The sequence below is a fragment of the uncultured Flavobacterium sp. genome (assembly GCF_951805225.1).
In the GTDB taxonomy this organism is placed as follows: domain Bacteria; phylum Bacteroidota; class Bacteroidia; order Flavobacteriales; family Flavobacteriaceae; genus Flavobacterium.
The window spans coordinates 583,651-608,560 of the sequence record NZ_OX638201.1; the positions used below are offsets into that span (position 1 = coordinate 583,651).

Below are 24,910 nucleotides of genomic sequence, written 5' to 3' on the forward strand. Positions count from 1 at the left end.
TGTTAGGTCTAATATTTTAAAAAATTAATATCCGGGGTTTTGAGTTAAAAGCCCCGCAGAAGCATCTATTTCTGATTGCGGTATTGGATAGAGCATATGTTTGTCTAAGAAATTTTTTCCATGCGCAGTCATTACTTGTTTCGCAATTCCCCATCTTTTCAAATCACCCATTCTATGGCTTTCAAAACCAAGTTCGGCTCTTCTTTCTGAGATTAACCATCCTTTTACAACTGTTTTATCTCCAGAAATTGGTCTGTCCGGCAATGTTCCGGCAGGTGGCGGAGGTCCAACAGAACTAATTATAATTGTTTTGGTTGGATCATCCGGAAAATTAGGATCTTGACCTTTAACTGTAACTGTTGTTACTGTATTTCTGGCTCTTGCTCTAATTTGATTGATAATGCTAATTGCTTCTGAATAATTGTCAGTTTCATTAAGTGCTTCTGCTTTCCAAAGTAAAACATCGGCATAACGAATCAATACTTTATTGTTTGGTGCGTCATCATCGCCTTTATTCCCTCCGTTTGTGGTTCCTAAAAGTTTATTAACCCATTGTTCCGGAGCATTTACGGTATATAATTTTCTTGGGTCATTTGGCTCAAATGATGCTAAAAAATCAGTACTTGGTGCAAAAAATCCCCATCCCAGAGGAGCACAAATTCCATTTCCTCGTCTTGGATCAGCTTGTTTAACGTGGTTGTAAGAAAAAATAACTTCGTTGTCTGCATATTCCGTATTCATATTAAAGTTATCAAAATAATTGGTATCTAAATTATAAAAACCGGTTGTCTGCAATTCTGATACTAAAGTTATTACGCTTGTCCAATCCTTGTTATACAGAGCAGTTTTTGCAAGAAGTGCAATAACTGCTCCTTTTGAAACTCTCCAAGGCTCTTTATCAGATGAATATTTTGAATTTGGCAGCAATGTTTTTGCTGTTTCCAAATCGATTTTAATTTGTTTCCATACTTCTTCTTTAGGAGCTCTTACCGCTTTATCAAAAGCTTCCTGATACGTTTTTATTGAAGACAGAATTAAAGGTACATCACCAAAATTAGTTACCAGTGAAAAATAATAATAAGAGCGTAAAAAATAAGTTTCACCTAATAATTGATTTTTTCTTTCGGTGGTTATTCCTGTAATAGATTCAATATCTGGGTTTAATAGAAATCCCAGAGCAATGTTTGTTCTTATTATGCCTTCATAATTGTATTTCCATAATCCGTTTGGACCTCCGTTCGTAGAAGTAAAAGTAAAATTGTTGATTTCATCCATCCATGGCTGATCTCCATCAGGCGACCATTTTTTTTCCATATCATCAGATGCAATATCTTCTATTATAATATCATTTTGAAACACTAAACCTGCATTCCAGTCCCAAGTTGCCAATTGATTTAACTTATTGGATAACATATCGTAAGACGAGGTTACGGATGTTTCTATAGATTTTAATGTTGGTTTAGAATTTGCCTGTTCAAAAGTTTGTCCGCCTACAGGATCTGTAGTTAATTCATCCTGACAGCTTGTGAATGTAAGTAGCGTAATTATAATGGTTGTTATATATATGTTTTTCATGGTTAGTTTATTAAATTTTGAATTTTAATCCCATTAGTATTGAAGTAGATTGCGGGTAAGTTCCCTGATCTATTAAAGAAGTTGATTCCGGATCTAAACCTGTATATTTTGTAAAAGTCAATAGGTTTTGACCAGATATATATAATCTTAAATATCTGTCACCAATTATTTTAGGGTCTAATGTGTATCCAATTTCAAGATTTTTTAACCTTAAATAAGACGCATCTTCAACAAATACACTTGAAACTTGACTTCCACCATTATCATTCATTGTATTTCGGGGAATTGTATTACTTGTGCCTTCTCCATTCCAAGCGTTTAATACTGCGGTTGTTGAATTGAAAGGACGGCTGTCATAATCTAAAATTTGTTTTAAATCATTGTATCGATCTACGCCTGAAACTCCTTGAAAAAGAAACGACATATCAAATCTGTTATATTCAGCATTAAACGAAAAACCGTATGTTATTTTCGGAATTGGACTTCCTATAAAAGATCTGTCATTGGCGTCGATTTGTCCGTCTCCGTTTAAGTCTTTAAATTTAATATCGCCCGGTTTTACTCCGTTTGTATTGGAGTACAGCGTAGAATTTATTTCTGCCTGATTTTGATAAATGCCATCAAATTTTAATCCGTAATAAGAGCTTATAGGTTGTCCAACAACTGTTTTAGTATGTGTTTTATTGTCGGGAATCTCGGTAACATATTGTTGCAGTTTTTCAACATTGTTTTTTAGAGTTGCAATATTTCCGCTGATTCCGTATTTAAATTCGTGATCATTGTTTTGAAAATTAGCTCCAAATTCAAACCCTTTATTGCTTACAACTCCTGCATTAACATATGTTGAATTGATTTGACCAACAGTTGCTGATGGTAATCCAACAGCTAATAAAATATCATTGGTAGTTTTATCAAAATAATCAACAGTGAAAGTCAGTTTGTTTTCGAAAACGCCTAAATCAAGACCAAAGTTAGTTTGCGTCGTCGTTTCCCATTTTAAATCCGGATTACCATAACGAATTACTTTTATGATTCCTCCAGTTTCGGTAACAAGAGTTTCATAAGCATTATTAGGGATTTCCTGATTACCGGATTGACCCCAACTGGCTCTCCATTTTAAGTTAGAAATCCATTTTGTGTTTTCCATGAATTTTTCTTTAGACATTAACCAGCCTCCAGAAACCGAAGGAAAAAATCCCCATTTGTTATTTGGTCCAAAACGAGACGAACCGTCTGCTCTTACAGTCCCTGAAACAAAATATTTATTGTTATATCCATAATTTGCAGAACCAAAGAATGAAATTAGATTCCACATTTGAGCAGATCCCGAACTGTTTTTATCAGTATCGCTTCCGTAATCAAGATAACGGAAAGGATCAGTTGTATTATTGTAATTTGTTCTGCTTCCGCCTACAGCAGATTGATTGTAGTTAACCGTTTCTTCTCCTAATAACGCATTAATGCTATGTTTCTCTGCAAGGGTTTTAGTATAGTTTAGTGTATTTGTAAAAGTAAAAGTTGTTGCTTCTCCGCGGTTTTCGTTTAAGTTTGAAGGCTTGTTTTGTCTGCCTTGACCCGGATATAATTCGTTTGGATCATTGTCGTTGTCATCGCCAAAATTTTCTCCAAAAGCTTTATTGTGGTCAAAAGTGATTTCTGCGCCAAAATTACTTCTGAATTTCAATGATTTATCAGCTAAGAAAGTATATTCTCCGTAGACATTTCCAAACGTTTTAAATAGAGATCTTACATCATCTGTATAATTAACTATTGCAATAGGATTTGACGTTAATTCATAATTACGGCTCCAACCTCCATTAGGATTGTTGTTTATGTAGAAAGGAAGATCTGTATAAGGATTATTTGCTTTATATGTTGGATCATTTACATCCTTATAAACTCCCAACACAGAAGGACGTAATAAAGCGTGTCTAATCACTCCCGGAGCGTCTCCGCTTGAAGACATTTTATCCTGTTTACTGTTTGTAATTTGAAAGTTTGTTCCAACTTTAAAACGATCAGTAACTTCCGTATTAATATTTGCTCTAAAATTAATACGCTGATAAGTGTCTTTATCTCCCACAACAATACCGTTTTGTCCAAAATAACCACCAGATATTAAGTACTGTGTTTTTTCTGAACCTCCGCTAAACGAAAGCTGTATATTGTCTGTTTTTCCTGCTCCAAATAATTGTTTTAACCAATTTGTGTCAGACAACGGTATTCCGTTAACTTTTCCATTAGTTCTGTCAATACTATATGGACTTAAAGCATTTGCGGGATTATTGTTTGAGTTATGCCAAGCCTGATCCATTACTGTTAAATACTGATTTGCATTTAGCATTTTAGGCAAGTTTGTCGCAAAGTTGGTTCCTGAATAATACTCGACATCGATATTCGATTTTCCTTTTAGACCACTTTTGGTAGTTAGAATTACGACACCTCCTGCAGATCTTGAACCATAAATAGCGGTTGCAGCAGCATCTTTTAAAACCGTCATTGATTTTACATCAGACATATTCAAGAAAGAAATATCGCGTGTGGCAACACCATCTACAACATACAAAACTTCATTGTTTCCTAGCGTTCCTTCGCCTCGAATACGTATTTTAAGTCCATCTCCGGGCGCGCCAGTATTTGCCGAAACCGAAACACCGGCAACTTGACCTTGCAGCGCCTGACCAACATCGGCTACTTTTGTTTTGGATAATTCAGTCATATTTAGTGTGGCAACTGCACCTGTTATTGCAGATTTTTTTTCGCTTGTATATCCTACGATAACAACTTCGTTCAAAGTATTAGTATCTGTTTTAAGAGTAACATTTAGTTCTTTTTTGCCAGCTGTAGATACTTCCAGAGTTTGGTATCCAATATAACTGAAAATCAATACAGCATTTGAAGTTGTGGTTTTAATGCTATAATTACCGTCAAAATCAGTTGTCGAATAATTTGAAGTCCCTTTTTCGTTCACATTTACTTGTGGCATAACTCCGTCGACATCTGAGACTGTACCTTTAATAGTTTGGGCCTGTATAATGCTGCCCAGCATAATCGTTCCGAATAGGAATAATTTGAATATAATTTTTTGAATCATCATAAGGAAGTGTTAATTGAATTACTAGTTAGATTAGTTTTTTTGTGGTTTTTTTTAAGGTTAATTCTGTTTTGTGGTTTTACGATAACGTTTGAATTAATTATCGTTTATAAAATTAGTTTGAGGGTACAGCAAATCGTGTACACTATTTCTTCAAAAGTGTACACTGCTATTTTTGTAGTTGTAAATCAGTTATTTAGTGATTTATTAGCTCTTTGATATATTTGAGCTGATAGTTTTTGGGTGTTAAATCGTATAGTTTTTTAAACTCACGATAAAAATAAGAGCGATTATTAAAGCCAGATTGATAACATACTTCAGATACTGTCAATTTATTTTTTCTTAACAATTCGGCAGCATATTTCAATCGAATGGTACGAATTAAATCACCCGGTGTAAAACCAAAAAGTTGTTTGGTTTTTCGATACAATTGTGAATTACTAATCCCTAATTCTTTTTCGATAAATAAACTTTGTAGATTTTCATTATCGATATTATTGCGAATAAGTTCAATAACTTTTTTTATAAAATCTTTTTCCTCGTTATTGATGTTCAGATTGGGTAGATTTTCGGTAAGTGTATCTTGTTTAAAATATCTTGAAATCAATTCTTTTTCTTCTAATAGCTTTTGTATTCTTATAAGTAAATGATCCGGATAAAATGGTTTTGGAATATAGGAATTCGCACCACTCTCTATTCCTTCGATTCTATGCACAACAGAGTCTTTTGCTGTTAGCATAATAAAAGGAATATGACAGGTTTTAAGATTTGTTTTAATTTTTTTGCAAAACTCAACGCCGTCCATAAAAGGCATCATTACATCGCTTATGATAATATCCGGAAGAACATCTTCAATAATTTTTAAAGCTTCAAGTCCATTGTAAGCCAGTAAAAGTTTATATTTTTCGCTAAGTAATTCGTCAAGAAGTACATGAATATCTTTTTCATCTTCGACTATTAGTATTACTTTTCGATTGTCTGTAAGTTCTTCGAGCGACAAAATTTTATTTGGAGTGTCTTCGAGTTTAATAGGATTCTCTTCTAAAATATTTTTTAAATGTTGTGATATTAAAATAGGGCTTATTGCTGTATCTAATTCCTTTTGGCTAAAAGCTTCTTCATGGCAAGGTAATAAGATTGTAAAGGTCGTTTCTTTATTAAGAGTACTTGTAACTTGTATTTCGCCTTTTAATACACCAACTAATTTTTTTACATATGCAAGACCAATACCGGTTCTAAACATATTGTTATCAGTTTCTTTAGTATTTGTATCGGCTAAGAAAAATTGAGTAAACAACGAATCTAATTCTTCTTTCGGAATTCCTTTTCCTGTATTTGTGATTGTTATGTTTAGCTTTTTAGAATCATTATCCTGAATATAAAATTTAAGATCTATTTGTCCATTTACAGGAGTATATTTAAAAGCATTTGACATTACATTAAATACTATTTTTTCAATCTTATCTTTGTCAAACCATCCTGGTAAAGTAGGAGGGATGCTGAGGTTGTATTGAATGTTTTTCTCTAAAGCCCATTCATCAAATAATTCGGCAATTTGTTCGATTAGGTTTACCAAATCAAATTTCTTCACCGTTACTTCCAAATAGTCATATTCTGCTTTTCTAAATTCAAGTAATTGCTGCGTTAAGAACAATAAACGCGAAGAATTTCGTTGAATCATTTGTATGAATTTCTGATTTTTTTCGTTGAGATTTGTAGCTTCCGAAAGTTTTTGAATAGGTCCAACAATTAACGTTAGCGGCGTTTGAAATTCGTGAGCAATATCAGTAAAAAACGTAAGTCTGTTTTCGTGAAGTTCTTTTTCTCTTTGTCTGAAAAGAATATTTTGGGTCAATGATTGACGTTTTTTGTAATAACTAAGTACAAATAAAATAAAAGCCAAAAACAACAAAGAATAGATTATAAAAGCAAGATTTGATTGCCAGAATATTGGTTTAACGCAAATATCAATAGCATGAACCGGTTTACTCCAAACACCATCACTATTTGACCATTTTATCCATAAAGAATAGTTTCCTTTAGGCACATTTGTAAAAGAAATAATTCGGCGGTTATTAATCGTATTCCAGTTTTTATCAAAATTCATTAACTGATAAGCATATTGACATTTTTCAGTATTGATATAAGTTAAAGCAGTAAGTTCAATATCAAAAAAGTTTTGATTATGGTCTAAAACAATTGATGGATGAGTATTTGAATCAGGCGTGATAACCAATCCTTGATAATACGGAATAGGTTGATTTTGACCACTAATTTTATCAATAAAAAGATCCGGAATTATACTGGATTCTTTTATTTTTTGAGGTAGAAAATAATTAAAACCTTTAATTCCTCCCATAAAAATAAATTCAGAGTTTAAGTCCTGATAAAAGGCACCGTCTGCAAATTCATTATTTTGTAAGCCTTCATTTTTAGTGTAATTGGTAAATTTTAATCGATAAGGATTAAAATTAGACAAGCCGAAATTGGTACTTAACCAAAGATTGTTTTTTTTATCGACAACAATTCCGTGAATAGTATTATTCGGAAGTCCATCTTTTACAGTGAAGTTTTTAAAGATTGCTTTTGCGTCCTTTTTTACAGGATTTAATAAATTAAGACCAAAACTGGTTCCTATCCAAAGTCTGTTTTTGGGATCAGTTTGCAAACACAAAATATCATTATTAGATAAACTTGTAGCGTCATCAGGATTGTTTTTATAAACGGTAAAATGTTCTGATTTTTTATCGAATAAATTTAAACCGCCTAATCGGGTTCCAATCCAAAGCTGTTTTTTGTCTTTAGGGATTATAGAAAAAACAATATTGCTACTCAAAGCACTTGTTTTATTGTTGCTGGCAAGATATCGCTTAAAATTAGTGATCTTCAGGTTTTCTCCAGACCGTTCGATCTTGCAGCGAATCATTCCGTATCCGTTAGTGCCAAGCCAAATAAACCCATCTTCGTCCTGATATATTGAGTAAATAGATTTAAAGTAATCGCACTCTTTATTACCTGGAATATTGGTCCAATTAATTAATTTAGATTTTTTTAGATCGAAAATTGAAATTCCTTCACCATCAGTTCCAATAAAAATTAAGTCGTTTTGTCCTTTACATAAAGAAAATACGGCATTATTAATGGAACTATTATTCTCGTTATAGTTTTTATATTCCAGCGGTTTTTCGGGATTTAGATAAAAGCTTGAAGAAAAACGGAATAAACCCTTTCCTTTTGTACCCACCAAAAAAGAGTTTTTATCAACTTGTAGAAACGTTCTCACAATCGCTCCATCTAATTCCGGAACCTGAGATTTTGCAATAAGATTAAACGATTTTTTGAGCGGATACATTTTAATAATTCCGTCGCCGTCTGTTCCTGCCCAGAGAATATTTTCATTTCCTCTAATTAAAGTTGTAGTTTTTTGATTGTTCAGATATTTTAGCCAATCGTGATTGATTATAATACCATTTGTATCAATAATAAAATAGCCTGTTTTACTCGAAACAACAAGCCCTTCAGGAATATTACCAATACTATTTTCAATATCTTTTTTGGCAAGTAAAATATTCTCTTTGGTAGCAAAAGAATACAAATTAGCATTTCCGGTTACAGATACGGTACATATTTTTTCTTTCGAAACAATTCCGAATGTTCGAATGTTATCCGATATCAATTCTATTTTAGAAATAATAGGTTTCTCGTTTAGCTTATTTTTAAAGGATAACGAATAGAGTTTATTATCTTCAAACAACACCAGTAATTCACCGTTTAAAGTAAATTCCATTTTTTTTACCGCTTTTTTTGAAAGCTTTTCAGTGTTTAATAACTGAAAAACATTCCCATCAAAATAACCAATTCCCCAATCTTTTACAGCACAAAATACTTTTTTAGAAGAATCAAGAGCCATATTAAATTCAGATTCCGATAATGGCGGAATGTTTTCTCTTGAAAAATAATAATGCTGAAAAACACCTGTTTTTTTATCATACCGATTAATTCCGTGTATGGTTAATATCCAAATCCTTCCCACGTTATCCTCATCAATTTTGAGAATTACCTGATTACTCAGACTATTTTTGTTGTTTAATTCAGGTCTGAAAATTTCAAAGTTATTTCCATCATATCGATTTAAACCATCCCAGGTTCCTATCCAAAGCAAGTTTTCAGAATCTTGAAATATAGCGTTGATCGAACTATTAGATAAGCCCTTTGTATTGTCTAATTGTTCTAAAGAATATTTTAAGTCTAATGATTTATAAGAATTCCAAACTAATTTATAATCCGGATTGTCATTTTTAGGTTCTTGACTTTTACCAAACTGACGAGTTGCCGAATTATTATTTAAAGATTTTTTTTCTTTTTTATTACAAGAAAGTAGTGATATAAATATCAAACAACAAAATATGGTTTTAATTTTCAAGGGGATATTCTTTTAGTAATTATCAAAGTCGATATAGTCATTGTTTCAGTTCTATAACATCAGTTATATTTATTCTGAATTACATTCTTATACGATTGGGTGATATAACTTATATTTAGAATGTAAACTAAATTGCTATTTTGCGAAGTGTAAGATATGGAAAAGCACACTGATAATAAGTGATTTTTATCAGATATTTTTTGAAGGAATAAAAGTTTAGGAGTACGTTTATTTTGATATTTGCAATTAGAAAATAAAAGGTTTTATTCTTCTTCTGAAGTCTTAATAGAAATAGGGCAGTTCTATGGAATCAAAAAAAAGCTGATACTTATTGTATCAGCTTTTTTTTGTTTTTATACTTTTTTGACTTTCTTTAAAGCCTCTATGTAGTTTTCGTTTACTTTTTCCCAATTTATATGTTGATAAAAAGCATCAATATAACTTCCTTTTCTGTTTTGGTAATCCAAGTAATAAGCATGTTCCCATAAATCAATTCCTAAAATAGGAGTTCCGGGAATCAAAGCATTTTTCATTAACGGATTATCTTGATTATCAGTCGTCGTTACTTGTAGTTTTCCGTATCTGTCAACTACTAACCAAACCCAGCCAGAACCAAATTGCTTTGTTGCCTGACCTTTAAACTGATTTGTAAGGTTGCTAAATGAACCAAATTCTTTATTTATAGAACCAACCAAAGTATCTTTTGGAGTTGTCTCTTTTGGAGTCAGAATATTAAAATACAAAGTGTGATTGTAATATCCACCAGCATTTTGACGAAGTTTTGCATTGTTGAGATCCATTTTTTTTAAGATATCTTCAATTGGCAAGTTTTCAAATTCAGTATTTAAAATCTCCTTATTTAGATTATTCGTATACGTTAAATAATGCTTTGAATAATGCGTTTCCATAGTGAGCGTTCTTATTGCCGGCGCCAATCCATCATAAGAAAAAGGAAGTTTTGTTAATTCAAAAGATCCCGGATCTGCTTTTACATCATTTGGAGATCCAATCGTTATTTTTTCTTCTTTTGTAGGCAAAGGAACTTCTACAACTTCAGTTAGCTTATTATTATCATTACAAGAAAATAATAATAAAAATGAAGCTAGAATCCCAAAACGAGTAATGTTTTTCTCCATAATGTTAGTTATTTTGATATTAATGAATTAATAATTTCTATGTAGCATTCTTTAGCCTCATCGATTGATATACGACTTATTTGCATCCAAGCATTTGTTTTGAAAGCATCACGTAAATCAAAATTCTCAGATTGATTGTAAACAGCTGATCCAAAAGTTGCCTGTTTGTAATAAGCATAAAGCCTTAGCTGCACATCTTGTGGCAGCGAGGCCTGAGTCATTTTTAAAGCAGTTTCTACAGCCTCTGAAAAACGAGTATCTAAATCTTTTTCGGTCATTTAAGCTTTTGTAGCAATAATGGTTTTTCCTCCAATTGCTTTTTGGTTTAATACTACATTAATTGGAGTACCTAAAGGTAAAAATAAATCTACTCTTGAACCAAATTTAATGAAACCGGCATCAGTTCCCTGAACAACCTGCATTCCTTCTTGTGCATAATTTACAATTCTACGTGCCAAAGCACCTGCAATTTGTCTGTATAGAATCTGTCCGAAAGTTTCGTTTTCAATTACAACAGTTGTTCTTTCGTTTTCCTCGCTTGCTTTTGGATGCCATGCAACTAAAAACTTACCAGGGTGGTATTTACTAAATTTTATAATACCGTCCATAGCATAACGTGTAACGTGTACGTTAATTGGCGACATGAAAATAGAAACTTGTAAACGTTTGTCTTTGAAGAATTCACCTTCATAAACTTCTTCGATAACCACAACTTTTCCGTCAACAGGAGCAAGAATATGATCGCTGTTTCTGATTGCAATTCTTTTAGGATTTCTAAAGAATTGTAAAATAATAATCAAAACCAATAAACCTGCTAGTTGCACTAGTATTCTTAACCAACTGATATCAATAAATTTTTCAGCAAGCAAAATTACGGCAACAGCAAATACAGTACCTAATAAAATGGATGGTCCTCCTTCTTTATGAAACATAATATAAAATTTGATAAAATAAAAATATAATTGGTGCTACAAATATAACACTATCTAGTCGATCTAATACACCTCCGTGGCCAGGCATTATCGAGCCACTGTCTTTTACACCTGCAACTCTTTTGAATTTTGATTCGATCAAATCTCCAATAGTTCCAAAAATGCTAACAATTAAAGCAATTATCATCCAGATTAAGATAGATTTATTGCTAAATTCAGGTTTAGGCTGTATGTATAATTTTGATATTAAAAAACCGGCAAAAGCAGCAAAAACAACTCCGCCAAGAAAACCTTCTATTGTTTTTTTAGGAGAAATACGTTCAAATAATTTGTGTTTACCCATAGATTTCCCAACCAGATAGGCAAAAGTATCGTTGGTCCAGATTAAGACAAATAAACCAATAATAATTTTTGGATTATAATCTTTAATTCCGAAAGAAATTTTTGTGATAAAAAGAAAAGGCAGCATAATATACCCAATCAAATAAATGTATTTTGAAGCTTTACTAATACTTTGAGTATCATCAAATAAAAAGAAAATACATTTTATAGAGACAATCAGAGTGATTATAAGTAAAACAGAAAATAATTTATCTGTATCAACTGTAATTTGGATATTATCTTTTAGAAATTTGTTGATGTAATTCTCCGTTTCGGTTCTATAAAAACTAATTAAAGAAACCGTAGAGTAAAACAGCGTAACAAATAGAATAGAAATAACTTTATTGATATTAACTAAATTGCAAAATTCATAAGTTGCAATAATTAGAAAAATACCAAAAAGAATGATAAAACTCTCTGTTGAAAACAGAATAGAAGTTAGTAATAAAGCGATATAAACAGCACCAGAAATGGTTCTCTTGAGTGTTTCATTCATCTTAAAGATCTTCTAAGAGCAATAAATAAAGATTCTTGGCAACACTTCCGTATTGTGTAAAATCCTCTTCTTTCGCTTTTTCGAAATATTTTATTGTGGTAATGTTAGTAGGATAATCTCTTTCGTATTTACGTTTAATGGCACTTAAACCATCACTTTTTATAGAAAGGATCTGACTTGTTGTAGCAATAATTACAATATTTGCAGGTAATTCGTTTGGTTTGTTTTGTCTGATTTGTTTTGAAGAGAACAAAATAGAACCTTCATCAGCAATTAGATTTTCGCAGCTTGCCAAAAGGAATTTTGGTCTTGTTGGTGCAATATAAAGTAACTTGTTTTCATCTAATAAATGAAAAAGACCTGGTTCATAACAAAGAACTTCATTTTCGAACCAATCGTTTTCTTCTAAAATATTTTCAAATTGTTCTGCTACTTCTTGTTTGTTTTCACAATACAAAAACTTTCCTCCGTTTTTCTTAAAATTGAAAATGAACCTTTCGTCTATAGACAAATGGCTATCCTGAATGGAATTGCCTGCATATTCGCTTTCATTCTCTTCGTCGGAAGCGGCATCACTTGAACCAAATATTTTTTTGAAAAAATTCATTTTTATATGAAATACTTTACATGTTAATTGAAAACGTTCAAAGATAAAAAAATCTTAATTCAAAAGGCTATTTTGAATTAAGATTTTAAAAAATATTGCATATTTCTGAATAATTTACGAAACCACTTCTTCTAAATTTTTATCAAAAGTACGTTTTCCGAAAATTGTTTCTAAGTCATCTTTAAAAATAACTTCTTTTTCAATTAATATATCAGCAAGCTGATTTAACTTGTCTTTGTTTTCTTCTAAAATTTGAATTGCTCTTTGATATTGACCTTCAATTAATTCTGAAATTTCTTTATCAATTATTTTTGCAGTTTCATCAGAATAAGGTTTAGAGAAGTTGTATTCACTTTGTCCTGTTGAATCGTAATAAGTAACATTTCCAATTTTATCATTCAAACCGTAAATAGTTACCATTGCACGCGCCTGACGTGTAACTTTTTCTAAATCGCTCAATGCACCAGTCGAAATTCTGTCAAAAGTTACTTTTTCAGCAGCTCTTCCACCCATTGTTGCGCACATTTCGTCTAACATTTGGTCTGTTCTCACGATTTGTCTTTCTTCTGGTAAGTACCAAGCAGCTCCTAAACTTTGTCCACGAGGCACAATAGTTACTTTAATAAGTGGTGCAGCATGTTCTAACATCCAGCTTACTGTTGCGTGACCAGCTTCGTGAATTGCGATTGCTCTTTTCTCTTCTGGAGTAATAATTTTATTTTTCTTTTCAAGACCACCAATAATTCTGTCAACAGCGTCAAGGAAATCTTGTTTATCAACTGCAGTTTTGTTATTACGGGCAGCGATTAATGCAGCTTCGTTACAAACGTTTGCAATATCAGCACCAGAGAATCCCGGAGTTTGTTTTGCTAAGAAATCAAGGTCAAGACCTTCAACTTTTTTGATAGGCGCTAAGTGTACTGCAAAGATTTCTGCTCTTTCGCGAATGTCTGGTAAGTCAACAAAAATTTGTCTGTCAAAACGTCCAGCACGCATTAAAGCTTTATCAAGAACATCAGCTCTGTTTGTTGCAGCCAAAACAATTACGTTTGAGTTTGTACCAAAACCGTCCATTTCTGTTAGTAATTGGTTCAATGTATTTTCTCTCTCGTCGTTTCCGCCTGACATATTGCTTTTTCCTCTTGCTCTACCAACAGCATCGATTTCGTCGATAAAGATAATAGCAGGAGATTTTTCTTTTGCTTGTTTAAATAAATCACGAACACGTGAAGCACCAACACCTACAAACATTTCTACGAAATCAGAACCTGACAATGAGAAGAAAGGAACCTGAGCTTCACCGGCAACCGCTTTTGCAAGCAAAGTTTTACCAGTTCCCGGAGGTCCTACAAGTAAAGCTCCTTTTGGAATTTTACCTCCAAGATTGGTGTATTTTTCAGGGTTTTTCAAGAATTCTACAATTTCTTGTATTTCTTCTTTAGCACCTTCTAAACCTGCAACATCTTTAAATGTAGTTTTGATATCAGTTTTCTCGTCAAATAATTTAGCTTTAGATTTTCCAATGTTGAAAATTTGTCCGCCACCGCCACCTGCGCCACCTGACATTTTACGCATAATGAAAATCCATACACCAATAATAATGATGATAGGAAGTAAGCTGATTAGAATATCAGTCCAATTATTTTTTTGCAAGAAATTATAATCTTTCAGTTTCTTTTCGGCAACTGCTTTTTCTAATTTAGTTTGAAAAATCTGATCGTTACCAATTTCTAAAGTATAGTGAGGACCTTTGTTAGGTCTTTCAAAAATATCTTTAGCTACTTTTTTGTTAGCAGCATCTTTAAGAGCCGCTTGCGTCAAGTATACTTCAGCTTCAGCTTTATTATAAACGTTAACTTTTTCAATTTCTCCTTTTTCTAATAATACATTGAATTTAGAAGAAGTTAATTGAGCAGGCTCGCTTAAGTTAGATCCACCGGTTGCAAAACTTATAAATAAAAAAACTAAAAGTATTGCGGTATATATTAACCAAGGACTTATTTTAAATTTACTCGGATTTGGATTATTATCTTTAGCCATTAGAAAAAATTTTCTTTAGTATTTGTTTTCGATTGTAGTTATTTTGGCGTCACCCCAAAGGCTTTCGATATTATAGTATTCACGAATGTGTTTCTGGAAAACATGTACCACGATATGCACATAATCCATTAGAACCCATTCTGCATTATCGGTTCCTTCTACGTGCCAAGGTTTGTCTTTTAAATCTTTGGATACTGTTTTTTGAATTGAGTTTACAATGGCGTTAACTTGGGTATTAGAGCTTCCGTTGCAAATTACAAAATAGTCACAAACAGCCGTGTCTATTTCTCTTAAGTCAAGAATATCGATATCATTTCCTTTTACTTCTTCAATCCCTTTGATTATGTTCGCCAATAGAACATCATTATTAATAGTCTTTTTCGCCATGAATTATTTTATATGAATTTGTAAAGTTACCAAATTTTGTGATTATTTTTGAACCTTAACAAAATATTAAATTAAGTTATTTAAATTACTTAAATGAAACTAATCAAACTCGATGCCATAGATTCAACAAATGATTTCTTAAAATCATTGTCAAGCCAAGATGAGCTTGATAATTTCACTGTCGTAACGGCTGAAAATCAGACAAAAGGAAAAGGACAGATGGGAGCAAAGTGGCAGTCGGAATCAGGTAAAAACTTAATTATGAGTGCCTTGGTTAAGGATTTTTTATATAATAATGAACAATTTTTTAACCTGAGTATAGTAGTTTCATTAGCTGTAATTGAGGTCTTAAAAACGTTAAATATTTCTGATTTAAGTATAAAATGGCCGAACGACATTATGTCATACAATAAAAAAATTGGTGGCATACTAATAGAAAATACCATAAAAAGCGATGGCAGGATCGTGTCAGTTGTCGGATTAGGACTAAATGTCAATCAAACTAATTTTGATCAATTGCCAAATGCTTCTTCCTTGGCAGTTATCGCCGGACATTCTTTTGATAAAGATGCTTTACCAGTTTTAATTATCGAAAAAATGAAAGAAAAAATCGAATTATGGAATACTAATTCAGATGATTTCTGGACAACTTATTTTGATACTTTATTTAGAAAAGGTGTTCCAATGCCTTTCAAAAATCTTGATCCTCAATCTTCAGGACAGAATTTTATGGGAATTATTCAAGGCGTTTCTCCCGTTGGAAAGATTCAAATTTTGCTTGAAGATGATTCGATTTCAGAATTCGACATTAAAGAAGTTCAGATGCTTTATTAAAAGAGGGACAAAGGTTCTGAGTTGCAAAGGTGCAAAGGTTTAAGGTAGAAGCGCACTGTAGTACGCCTAACTTATGTTAACCTATTTTTTTCCATAGATTAAAAAGGATTATTTAGAGTTAAAAATGGAGCATAAATCTGCTCAATCTGCAAAATCTGCGAGAAACAAAATTTTATTGAAGAAGGTTCTAACGTTTTTTTTAACGTAGAGACGCACTGTAGTGCGTCTAACTTGTTTTTTTGCCACAGATAACATGGATTAAAATGATTAAAAAATAATCAGCATAAATCCGTTTAACCTGCCAAATCCGTGGGCAATTTCTCTAAACCTCAACTACTTTTACTGGTTTTGGCGCTATTTTTCTATTCCAATAAATAATATAGAAAGTCCCTAATATTGAAGGCGTCATCCAGGCGATTATATTTCCAATTCCAATTCCGGCAACGATAAATGCGGTTACAGAGGCAATTAAAGCTCCAATCATTTTTCCGATGTGTTTAGAAAGCCAGTTTTTGTTTGATACAGAAAGGTTTTTGAAGAAAATAAAATCTTTAACCGTCATATAGAACCCAAAACCACCAAAGAAAGTAAACAAAATACCATTTTCAATAGCATTCAATTGGCAATATATTCCAATAGAAATCATTATTACAGAAAAGAATAACATACTTCCGGAAATTAATTTATCTACAAAATCAGCTTTTAATTTACGTTTAAAACTTAACGCTCTATTTCCGGAGATAACCAGATAAATGGTAAACAATCCAATTAGAAATAAAAAGATATTCTGATGATTTGGCATCCAGCAAATCGGAATAGAAATTAGAGAACTTGTAACCATTCCTATAGAAAATAGTTTACCCATTCTTTGGTGTAATACTCCACCTTTTTTGACCATAATACTTCCAATTCCTGTGATAAGTCCAATTCCGCCAAAGAAGGCATGAATGTAAATTAAAATCTTGATAGTTGCTTCCATAACTTGGTTTTTGTTAGTTGATGGATCAAACTTCGGTCAATAATTTAGGTTGAAATAATTAATAGTTCTGAACTGTAGTTTTTTGAGGATGAAGTGTTTTTTTTAAGGTTCAAAGGTTCAAAGGTTTTATGTAGAGGCGCACAGCAGTGCGTCTTTTTTTGATTTCGCAAAACACAGAGTTTTGTTTCTTCTTATTTTAAGATCACAAAAAAAGCCTGATCGTAAAATCAGGCTTTTTAAATTTTATATAATTCGAAAATTAATAATTAACAATCAATAATTAACAATTATAATTTTGTCATATTAGTTGCTAATGTTTCGATGAATTTGCTAATTGGTCCTTTGATCATCATCGCCATCATAGCATTAAATTCTCCTTCGAATTGAAGTTGTACAGCACTTTCAGTATCAGAAACACTATCAATGTTTGAAACCAAAGTAAATGGAAGTTTATCACTTGCAGCTCCAAGAACAATTTTGTTTGGTGCTACTTTTTCCTTCATTTTTAGTTTTATTTCCGGCATACCTTTCAATCCAAAAATAAAAGCATCTTCGCCTGTTACTTCAAATTTAGCAATATTATCCGGCATTAATTTTTCAAAATTCTTAACATCAGTCAATAAATCAAATAAATCTTGAGCTGATTTCTGAACAGTAACTTTTGGACTTTCTAAGTTCATATTTTATTTTTTATTTATTTTTTTACCGCAAAGTGCGCAAGGTTTTTTTATGTTGTAAATTTTATAGAACACAAAGTTCACAAAGCTTTATCTTGAAAATCAATTTTAGCAATCTAAAATCTAAAATCAGCAATCTAAAATTATTCCTCTTGTCCCCAAGTCGATGGAATTGCATTCCATTCTTGTAAAGTCGATTGTTGTTCTTCGGTAATGTATTGTTTTTGAACCGCTAATTCCAATAAGTTTTCGTAATTACTTAAAGTATACAAATCGATATTAGCATTTTTAAAGTTTTCTTCAGCAACATTAAAACCATACGTAAAAATCGCTGCCATACCTTTTATATTAGCACCTTCGTTACGTAAAGCTTCCACGGCCATTAAACTGCTGTTTCCTGTGCTGATTAAATCTTCAACGACAACAACATTTTGACCTTTTTGTAAAAAACCTTCAACTTGGTTCTGTCTTCCGTGTTTTTTAGCTTCCGGACGCACATATACAAATGGCAATCCAAGGCTTTCGGCAACAAGAATTCCAATACCAATGGCGCCTGTAGCAACACCGGCAATGACATCTGGTTTCCCAAATTGTTTTTCAATATTTTTCGCAAACTCATCACGAACGTAGTTTCGGATGATAGGAAATGAAAGAATTAACCTATTATCGCAGTAAATAGGAGATTTCCAACCAGAAGCCCATGTAAAAGGATTTTCGGGATTCAATTTAATTGCATTTATTTGCAAAAGCAATTCGGCTGTTTTTTCGGCAGTATCTTTATTAAAAATCATAGTACAAATGTATAAAGTTTTTGTGAACGACAAACCACTTTTTTTGACAAATGAAATCTCAAGAGAGACTAATTTTCAATTATTCCTATTAGAGAGTATTGATATCGAGCAGCTTATAGTGAAAATATTTCAAAATAAAATTCAAAAGGCTTACTTATATCATCCTGACGAAAAGGAAATAATGAAAACATTAAAAGCTAAAATTCCTGTACAGAAAGCGGGTGGAGGCTTTGTGTACAATAAAAAAGGCGAGGTTTTATTTATCTTCAGAAACGGAAAATGGGACTTACCAAAAGGCGGAATCGAGAAAGGTGAAGAGATTGAAGCCACAGCAATGCGCGAAGTCGAAGAAGAAACCGGCGTAAACCAATTAAGAATTACCAATAAACTTCAAAAAACATATCACGTTTTTAAACGTAACGGTAAATACAAATTGAAGATCACACATTGGTTCGAAATGTTTTCAGATTTTGAAGGAACTCCAGTTGGTCAAGCCAATGAAGGAATCGAAAAAGTAGCTTGGCTAAATCCCGAACAAATTAAAGAAGCACTTAAAAACTCGTATGAAAACATCAAATTATTGTTTGAAGAAGAGAACGAAATTAAAGTAGAGTAGTGACTAGTAGAAGCAAGAAGAAAGAAGAAAGAAAAGCTTTGAAGCTAATGTAGAGCGCGTTATAATTTGAAAAAAGCCTAATAAACATTGTGTTATTAGGCTTTTTTTTGTGTTATAAAGTACTGGAATTTCATCGTTAAGAATAAGTTGACATTTAATCATAGATTACAGAATAATTTTACATATTTTTTGTAACATTTCTGATGTTTTTATACTAATTAAGTTCTTTGTGTAAACATGTCTCAAAGATTAAGTATTATTTTTTATAAGAATTTCACTTTAAAAACAAACTAACTAACCAATAACCAAAGAAACCGCATGAATTCATCTTAAAGAAATAAAAAATTAAACTTTTAGAGCAAACTGAACCGCATTCAGTTCTCATTTTCCATAAATTATCAAATAAAAAACTAAAAGAATGATTAAAAAATTAAAATTTGCCGCAATGCCATTTTTCAAATATGTAGGCATGTTGGCATTATTACTTGTAGTAGGTTATTCATGCTCAAATGAAGGGATTGACGAAGGCGTAGTAAAACCATTAAGCAGTGCCAAAGCAATTACCTCTTTTTCTTTTGTAAATCCTGTAGTAAAAGGTACGATTGATGAAAGTGCACATACTATTTCGCTTACGTTTCCTGGCGGAACAGATTTGACTAATCTGGCAGCTACATTTACCACAACAGGAACCAAAGTTACCATAGCCGATGTTGTTCAGGTAAGTGGTACAACCAAAAATAATTTTAGCAAAGTCATCACTTATACCGTTACGGCAGAAGACGGAACCAAACAAAATTACACAATAACACCACCAAATTCGGCAGATATATTAGGTTTTACTTTTGAAGGTTCTAATGACGAAGCCTATTGGGAACTTTCAGGACTAAAAGAAGGAACAAACACAATCTATAATGCTCCGGCTGGTCTTGATTTTGTTACAGGATTTCCAATTTTGCCTCCGGGAGCCGAAATCACACAATCTGGAGAAAACGAAGAAAGTGACTATCATACAACAGGATTTAGTTTTACCGTAACTGCCGGTGACGGAAAAACAAAAAAGTCATATATTATCAAAATACCAGCTTACGACAAAGACGCAAACCCATACGGAATCTATAATCCAGCGCATCTTCTTACGGTAGATAATAATCTTTTGGCAAACTTTAAAGTGATGAATGACATTACGATGCCAGCCGTTAACGGTACAGAAATATTGGCTCCGGATTATGCGACTCAAGGTTGGATGCCAATTGGAGATTTCGAAAGTTTCAGAGGAACTTTAGACGGAAATAATCACGTAATCAAAAACTTGACTATCAAAAGAACCAGTCATGACGATGTTGCATTTATTTCGACTTTAGGCGCTAAAGGAGTAGTGAAAAATCTAGGATTAACAGCTGTAAATATTCAAGGTAGCGGAAACGTAGGCGCGTTGGTTGCCAATAACGTAGGCGGAACAATTTCTCATTGTTATTCTACCGGAACAGTTACTTCTACAGGACTTTCAGTTCAGAAACACGTAGGAGGTTTAGTTGGAATCAACAATGATGCGAACGGAAAACCGGGTAAACTTTTAAACAGTTATAGTACCGTAAATGTCTCAGGAAAAGATTCATTTGTTGGAGGTTTAGTAGGCTACAATTACCTTTGCGCAGTCGAAAATTGCTACGCTACAGGATCTGTAACCGGACCATACAAAAACGGTGGAGCACTTATTGGTAAGAACGCCAGCGAATTACTTAACTGTTACGCAACTGGAAAAGTAGAAGTTGGCGGCGGATTAGTTGGTTTAAATTTTAACTGGAGTTCAGCACCAAATTGCTTTTGGGATATTCAAACCACAGGACAAACAACATCGGACGATGGAGGAGAAGCAGTTGGAAAAACAACGGCTCAAATGAAATCAGGAACTCCATATAGCAATACCTGGACAGCTGCAAATTGGATATTTACAGCAGGCAAATACCCAACATTAGTAGGAGTTGGAGGGCAATAAAAACCACTTTCTCTTTATAAATAAAAAACCTCGTAATCATTTAGATTACGAGGTTTTTTACTTTTCAGAAACTCATTTTAAGTATAATTTGGGCGTGCCACCAATTAAAAAAAGGCCTAATAAACTTTGCGCACATTAGGCCTTTTCTTAATTGCTGTCGGGCTATACACGCTACTTCGGTAGCAAGCTTCTATCCCTCACGCAAGCTACACTTTGTCGTAAAAAAATAAGAATAATCTTAGTAAGTTTTAAAATTTAATTGTATTTTCGTTTGTATAGATTAACCAACTAAATAAATATTTATGTCATTTCAAGGATATTTAAAAACCATAAAAGAAAAAACCGGCAAAGGTCCCGCCGAATTTAGAGCACTTGCAGAACAAAAAAACTTTACACAAGACGGAAAACTCAAACCCGAAGTAAAAGCAGGAGATATCGTCAATTGGCTCAAAACAGATTTTGAACTAGGACAAGGACACGCAATGGCAATTTATGCATTACTAAAAGGCATAAAAGACGAAAATAGCCAATAACGAAATCAAATTTTGATAAAATTCAGTTTTGACTTTTTCAAAGTTTAAAACCTTGACAAAGATTCTCACAACTTTCTGATCTCAGCGTTTTCTAAGCATATTCAAAAGAACAAATTGTGGTATAATTTTATTTTAAGTATTTCATATCACAAAAAACGTACTTTTGTTTAGCATACAATACGTAATAAATTATTGCGCCACAAATCATTTTGCTTGTATCGTACATCGCAAAATATGTTTTTTATATATTGTTTGTTATTACCCTTAATATTATCTTTGAATTATGAGCACACTTACAAAATCAAACCATATAGGGCGAAAAATTAGCCGAATTCGTGAACTTCGTGACATGAAGCAAGAAGCTTTGGCGCAAGCTTTAGGAATTAGTCAACAGACTATATCTGCTATAGAAAACAGTGATACCATAGATGATGAAAGACTTATTGATATCGCAAAAGCTTTAGGAGTAAGTGTTGAAGCTCTTAAAAACTTTTCAGACGAAGCTGCAATTAATTATTTTAATAATTTCTATGATAATAGCGGAACTAATGGAGCATTTTCGCATGGACCAGTATATACTTTCAATCCATTAGATAAGTTAATGGAATCAGTAGAAGAAAACAAAAAACTTTACGAACGTTTACTTCAATCTGAAAAAGACAAAGTTGAGTTTTTACAAAATATATTAAAGGATAAATAATTTTATTCTTTTTACAATTAAAAAAAAGCCTAATGAAATTATATTCATTAGGCTTTTTTTGTGTTGTTTGTTTAGCAAGAGTTTAGTGTCACTAAGTTGAGCTTTTAGAAATAAAAATTATATATAAAAGTTAAACACAATCTTGTCATTTCGAGGAACGAGAAATCTCCACAAGTAACTCCGCAACGAGAATCCAAGCTTTGTCGAGCTTCTCACGAAGATTTCTCGTTCCTCGAAATGACAAAATCTTTGCGATTTTAAGATTTTGTGAGAGATTTATGCTTTAACATTATAAATTTCTCGCCGCTAGCGCGAGCGTTCCGCTCGTGACGATTGATATTAAGGTATCTTTGTTGAGTTTGTATTAATAAAGTGCTTAAGTTCAAAATATATCTCTCGTGAAGGTGTAGAATCAAAATAAGTGCCCAACTTAAATTTTATATTACTAGAAATATTAAATTTTTCGATTTCTATTAAACAATCAAGAAATGATGGGAGCTCTTCTTGTTTATCAATAAGTTCTCTTGACAATATATTATTAATATGAAATGGTTTTTGAGAATTTCCTCTGTATAACTCAATCGTATGTAGATTTGTTGTATATAAAGTTTTACCGTTTGGAGTATCTACTGCATCAATAATTAATAAAAAATCTTGAGTATTGTTATTAATTGTGCCCGAAATAATGTAATTTATAGCCATGTAGTTATTTTTTAAATTTTAGTTTTTTATGAGTGATTTATTACCAAGTTCTCTGGTTGTTTATTCAATATACTCATTTATTAATTCGATTTTTTGTTCGATATACTTTACAATTTCTGTTGGCTTCATTTCAATTTCCTTAAATCCAAAAATATCATTGTTACAACTTCCACAATATTCTCCTATTTCATTGGAGTTGTTTCCGCATTCACAATTCCAAACCTCTTTTTCTTTAGAAGATAATAATTGTTTTTTTGTGGAAAATGAACCCCTTTCAAGAAAATTAGTAGTAATAAAACTTTTGGTTTGATTTAAACTTTCAATATCATTTTTACTATAAAATGGTTTGTCATAAGTGGCGATTTTTAAGCCAATTTTTTGTTTTTTGAAATCAGAATTTTTAAGTAAGTTCATGTTTTTTTCAAAATCCAATAAATTTAACTCTTTAATTATTTTAGATAAATATACTGCGATTCTATTACTTGTTTCTGTTTCTATTGAATTGTAAATTAGCGCTATTTTTTTATTTTCTTCTAAAGAATCAAGATAGCTTAAGAAACTTTTGTTGAAGATATGGTTTAGATCAAAGCTTGATTGAAAGCTTTCTATTTCATTCGCGTAATTTTTTAATATATATGGAAATACTTCATCAACTTGATTTAATGTTATAAAATTCCAGATTTCATCATTGTAGTATGTTAGATCTTTATTTTTGGTTTTTTCAATAATATCCTTTCTTTGTCTTAAATTATTTATTCTCTCGACACCAACATTTTCAAGCTTATCTTGAGTTGTTGAAAGATTTGATGGATTATCTTTTTCAATTATGACTGCAGTTCCTACAGCAGTTAACATAAACATTGATTTACCTTTTCCAGAAATTTCATCCATATCAATACTAAGTCCAATAACACAATTAGCACCAATCTCATGTGCACTTTGTTTTATTTTTTCTATTGCTTCATTATAGAGAGAAGATAATTGTTTTTGATAAGAATTTGATCGACCTCCAAAAACATCTGTTAATCCACCTAAAAAGTCACTGAATAAATTAGTTCCTGCAACAATGTGAGAAGAAACTGGTTTTAAATATTTTTTTATTTTTAAACCATCAGTTGCTGAAGTGGTTAGGACTAAAATATCTTTAGGGTTTATCATTTTTTTTGCACTTTTATTAAATAAGATTTTATTATTTCAAATGTAAAACCTAAAAATAAAGTAATATTATGGAAATCCATAATATGAGTAAGATTCTGTAAATGAGATTAGACCTTTGTCAAAGTTTCGAACTTTGACAAAGGTTCTACGAACAACTTTGTGATCTTAGCGTTTACTAAATCCAATACTCGCGCTAGCTACTTAATCAAAAAGGATAATAAATATCTTATTCTTCCTCTTGTTTAGCGATAGCAAATTCTAATTTTTTAGTTTTAAAATTATAAAAATGATTAAAATCTAAAGTGTTATCAGTTTCAGGTTCTGTAATTACTCCGAAAAATTCAATTCCTTTTTCGTCAATATTTTTAAACCAATAATTATGAAAAATCGCTATTTTTAAAAAATCGTTTCCAAGAGATTTGGCAAATTGTTCTTTTTTAAAAACTGTATCTAATACTATTTTTTCATTTTGGGTTATCGTCAACGCGATTTCTGCATTTCTATATTTGTCAGTATATTTTTTGTCAGAAGCCCAAGAATCGTGCAAAACATAACTGTCCAGATCTCTGCGAACAATAGAAATTTTAATATTTTTGTTGGTAATCAATGTGTCAAATTTTTCCGTTGCTTTTTCCGTCGGATAAATTTTTGTAGTATCAGTTTGTGCAACTTTCGGAGGTAGTTTCTCAGATTTTAGTGTTTCAGAATTCTTGTTGCTTTTTGAATTACATGCAATGAAGAGGAATACAATTACAATTGCTAGAAGTTGTTTCATTAAGTTCGGTTTAAATTTATTGATAATATTTGTGAGACCTTTGTTTGTTTTAATGTCGCGCTTTAGGCTATTTTTTTT

21 protein-coding genes are annotated in these 24,910 nt (G+C 31.9%); 5 read left to right on the top strand and 16 right to left on the bottom strand.

Annotated elements, in window-relative coordinates; translation table 11 throughout:
- Nucleotides 1-24: 24 nt before the first annotated feature.
- The 10 genes from WN975_RS02570 to rsfS form a co-directional block, all read right to left on the bottom strand.
- Nucleotides 25-1,575, bottom strand: coding sequence for a RagB/SusD family nutrient uptake outer membrane protein (locus WN975_RS02570; protein WP_337965078.1), 1,551 nt, complete (start codon nt 1,573-1,575; stop codon nt 25-27).
- Between the two features lie 10 nt (nt 1,576-1,585).
- Nucleotides 1,586-4,672, bottom strand: coding sequence for a TonB-dependent receptor (locus WN975_RS02575; protein WP_337965079.1), 3,087 nt, complete (start codon nt 4,670-4,672; stop codon nt 1,586-1,588).
- Nucleotides 4,673-4,865: 193 nt separating this feature from the next.
- Entirely contained in the window at nt 4,866-9,065 is a 4,200-nt protein-coding gene (locus WN975_RS02580; RefSeq protein WP_337965080.1) for a two-component regulator propeller domain-containing protein, read from the bottom strand.
- Between the two features lie 380 nt (nt 9,066-9,445).
- On the bottom strand, nt 9,446-10,228 hold the full coding sequence (locus tag WN975_RS02585) for a superoxide dismutase (protein WP_337965081.1): 783 nt from the start codon (nt 10,226-10,228) through the stop codon (nt 9,446-9,448).
- A gap of 8 nt (nt 10,229-10,236) precedes the next feature.
- A complete protein-coding gene (locus WN975_RS02590; RefSeq protein WP_099711718.1) occupies nt 10,237-10,506 on the bottom strand; it encodes an acyl-CoA-binding protein in 270 nt (89 codons plus the stop codon).
- Nucleotides 10,507-11,160 (bottom strand): phosphatidylserine decarboxylase family protein, encoded by a 654-nt coding sequence (locus tag WN975_RS02595; protein WP_099711719.1) that lies wholly within the window; start codon nt 11,158-11,160, stop codon nt 10,507-10,509.
- Nucleotides 11,150-12,037, bottom strand: a complete 888-nt coding sequence (locus tag WN975_RS02600) for a phosphatidate cytidylyltransferase (RefSeq protein ID WP_337965082.1) — start codon at nt 12,035-12,037, stop codon at nt 11,150-11,152. Before WN975_RS02600 ends, WN975_RS02595 begins: the two co-directional genes overlap by 11 nt.
- A 1-nt stretch (nt 12,038) precedes the next feature.
- On the bottom strand, nt 12,039-12,644 hold the full coding sequence (locus WN975_RS02605; protein ID WP_121325715.1) for a lactate utilization protein B/C: 606 nt from the start codon (nt 12,642-12,644) through the stop codon (nt 12,039-12,041).
- A 114-nt stretch (nt 12,645-12,758) separates the two neighbouring features.
- Nucleotides 12,759-14,684, bottom strand: coding sequence for an ATP-dependent zinc metalloprotease FtsH (gene ftsH, locus WN975_RS02610; protein ID WP_337965083.1), 1,926 nt, complete (start codon nt 14,682-14,684; stop codon nt 12,759-12,761).
- A 15-nt stretch (nt 14,685-14,699) separates the two neighbouring features.
- Nucleotides 14,700-15,071, bottom strand: a complete 372-nt coding sequence (gene rsfS / locus WN975_RS02615; protein WP_007809313.1) for a ribosome silencing factor — start codon at nt 15,069-15,071, stop codon at nt 14,700-14,702.
- A gap of 93 nt (nt 15,072-15,164) precedes the next feature.
- Between rsfS and WN975_RS02620 the strand changes: the two genes are divergently transcribed.
- On the top strand, nt 15,165-15,905 hold the full coding sequence (locus tag WN975_RS02620) for a biotin--[acetyl-CoA-carboxylase] ligase (protein WP_337965084.1): 741 nt from the start codon (nt 15,165-15,167) through the stop codon (nt 15,903-15,905).
- Nucleotides 15,906-16,227: 322 nt separating this feature from the next.
- Here the strand turns inward: WN975_RS02620 and WN975_RS02625 are convergent, their stop codons facing one another.
- The 3 genes from WN975_RS02625 to pyrE all read right to left on the bottom strand — a co-directional run bounded on the left by WN975_RS02625 (nt 16,228) and on the right by pyrE (nt 18,352).
- On the bottom strand, nt 16,228-16,884 hold the full coding sequence (locus WN975_RS02625) for a hypothetical protein (protein WP_337965085.1): 657 nt from the start codon (nt 16,882-16,884) through the stop codon (nt 16,228-16,230).
- A gap of 287 nt (nt 16,885-17,171) precedes the next feature.
- Complete coding sequence (locus tag WN975_RS02630) at nt 17,172-17,564, bottom strand: orotate phosphoribosyltransferase (protein WP_099711725.1); 393 nt, start codon at nt 17,562-17,564, stop codon at nt 17,172-17,174.
- Between the two features lie 140 nt (nt 17,565-17,704).
- The gene (gene pyrE / locus WN975_RS02635; RefSeq protein ID WP_337965086.1) at nt 17,705-18,352 is read right to left on the bottom strand and encodes an orotate phosphoribosyltransferase; all 648 of its coding nucleotides are present in this window, start codon (nt 18,350-18,352) and stop codon (nt 17,705-17,707) included.
- Nucleotides 18,353-18,359: 7 nt separating this feature from the next.
- On the opposite strand from pyrE, the gene WN975_RS02640 reads away from it, so the two are divergent.
- The 4 genes from WN975_RS02640 (at nt 18,360) to WN975_RS02655 (ending at nt 22,197) form a co-directional block, all read left to right on the top strand.
- Nucleotides 18,360-18,968 carry an NUDIX domain-containing protein gene (locus WN975_RS02640; RefSeq protein ID WP_337965087.1) on the top strand — a complete coding sequence of 203 codons (609 nt, stop codon included), beginning with the start codon at nt 18,360-18,362 and terminating at the stop codon, nt 18,966-18,968.
- A 418-nt stretch (nt 18,969-19,386) separates the two neighbouring features.
- Entirely contained in the window at nt 19,387-20,964 is a 1,578-nt protein-coding gene (locus WN975_RS02645; RefSeq protein ID WP_337965088.1) for a GLUG motif-containing protein, read from the top strand.
- 302 nt (nt 20,965-21,266) lie between these two features.
- Nucleotides 21,267-21,497, top strand: a complete 231-nt coding sequence (locus tag WN975_RS02650; RefSeq protein WP_337965089.1) for a DUF4287 domain-containing protein — start codon at nt 21,267-21,269, stop codon at nt 21,495-21,497.
- 283 nt (nt 21,498-21,780) lie between these two features.
- On the top strand, nt 21,781-22,197 hold the full coding sequence (locus WN975_RS02655) for a helix-turn-helix transcriptional regulator (protein ID WP_337965090.1): 417 nt from the start codon (nt 21,781-21,783) through the stop codon (nt 22,195-22,197).
- A gap of 339 nt (nt 22,198-22,536) precedes the next feature.
- Here WN975_RS02655 and WN975_RS02660 read toward each other — a convergent pair whose 3' ends face one another.
- The 3 genes from WN975_RS02660 to WN975_RS02670 form a co-directional block, all read right to left on the bottom strand.
- Nucleotides 22,537-22,899, bottom strand: a complete 363-nt coding sequence (locus tag WN975_RS02660; protein ID WP_337965091.1) for a hypothetical protein — start codon at nt 22,897-22,899, stop codon at nt 22,537-22,539.
- Between the two features lie 60 nt (nt 22,900-22,959).
- Complete coding sequence (locus WN975_RS02665; RefSeq protein ID WP_337965092.1) at nt 22,960-24,057, bottom strand: YbjQ family protein; 1,098 nt, start codon at nt 24,055-24,057, stop codon at nt 22,960-22,962.
- 226 nt (nt 24,058-24,283) lie between these two features.
- Complete coding sequence (locus WN975_RS02670) at nt 24,284-24,832, bottom strand: DUF4738 domain-containing protein (protein ID WP_337965093.1); 549 nt, start codon at nt 24,830-24,832, stop codon at nt 24,284-24,286.
- Nucleotides 24,833-24,910: the final 78 nt, after the last annotated feature.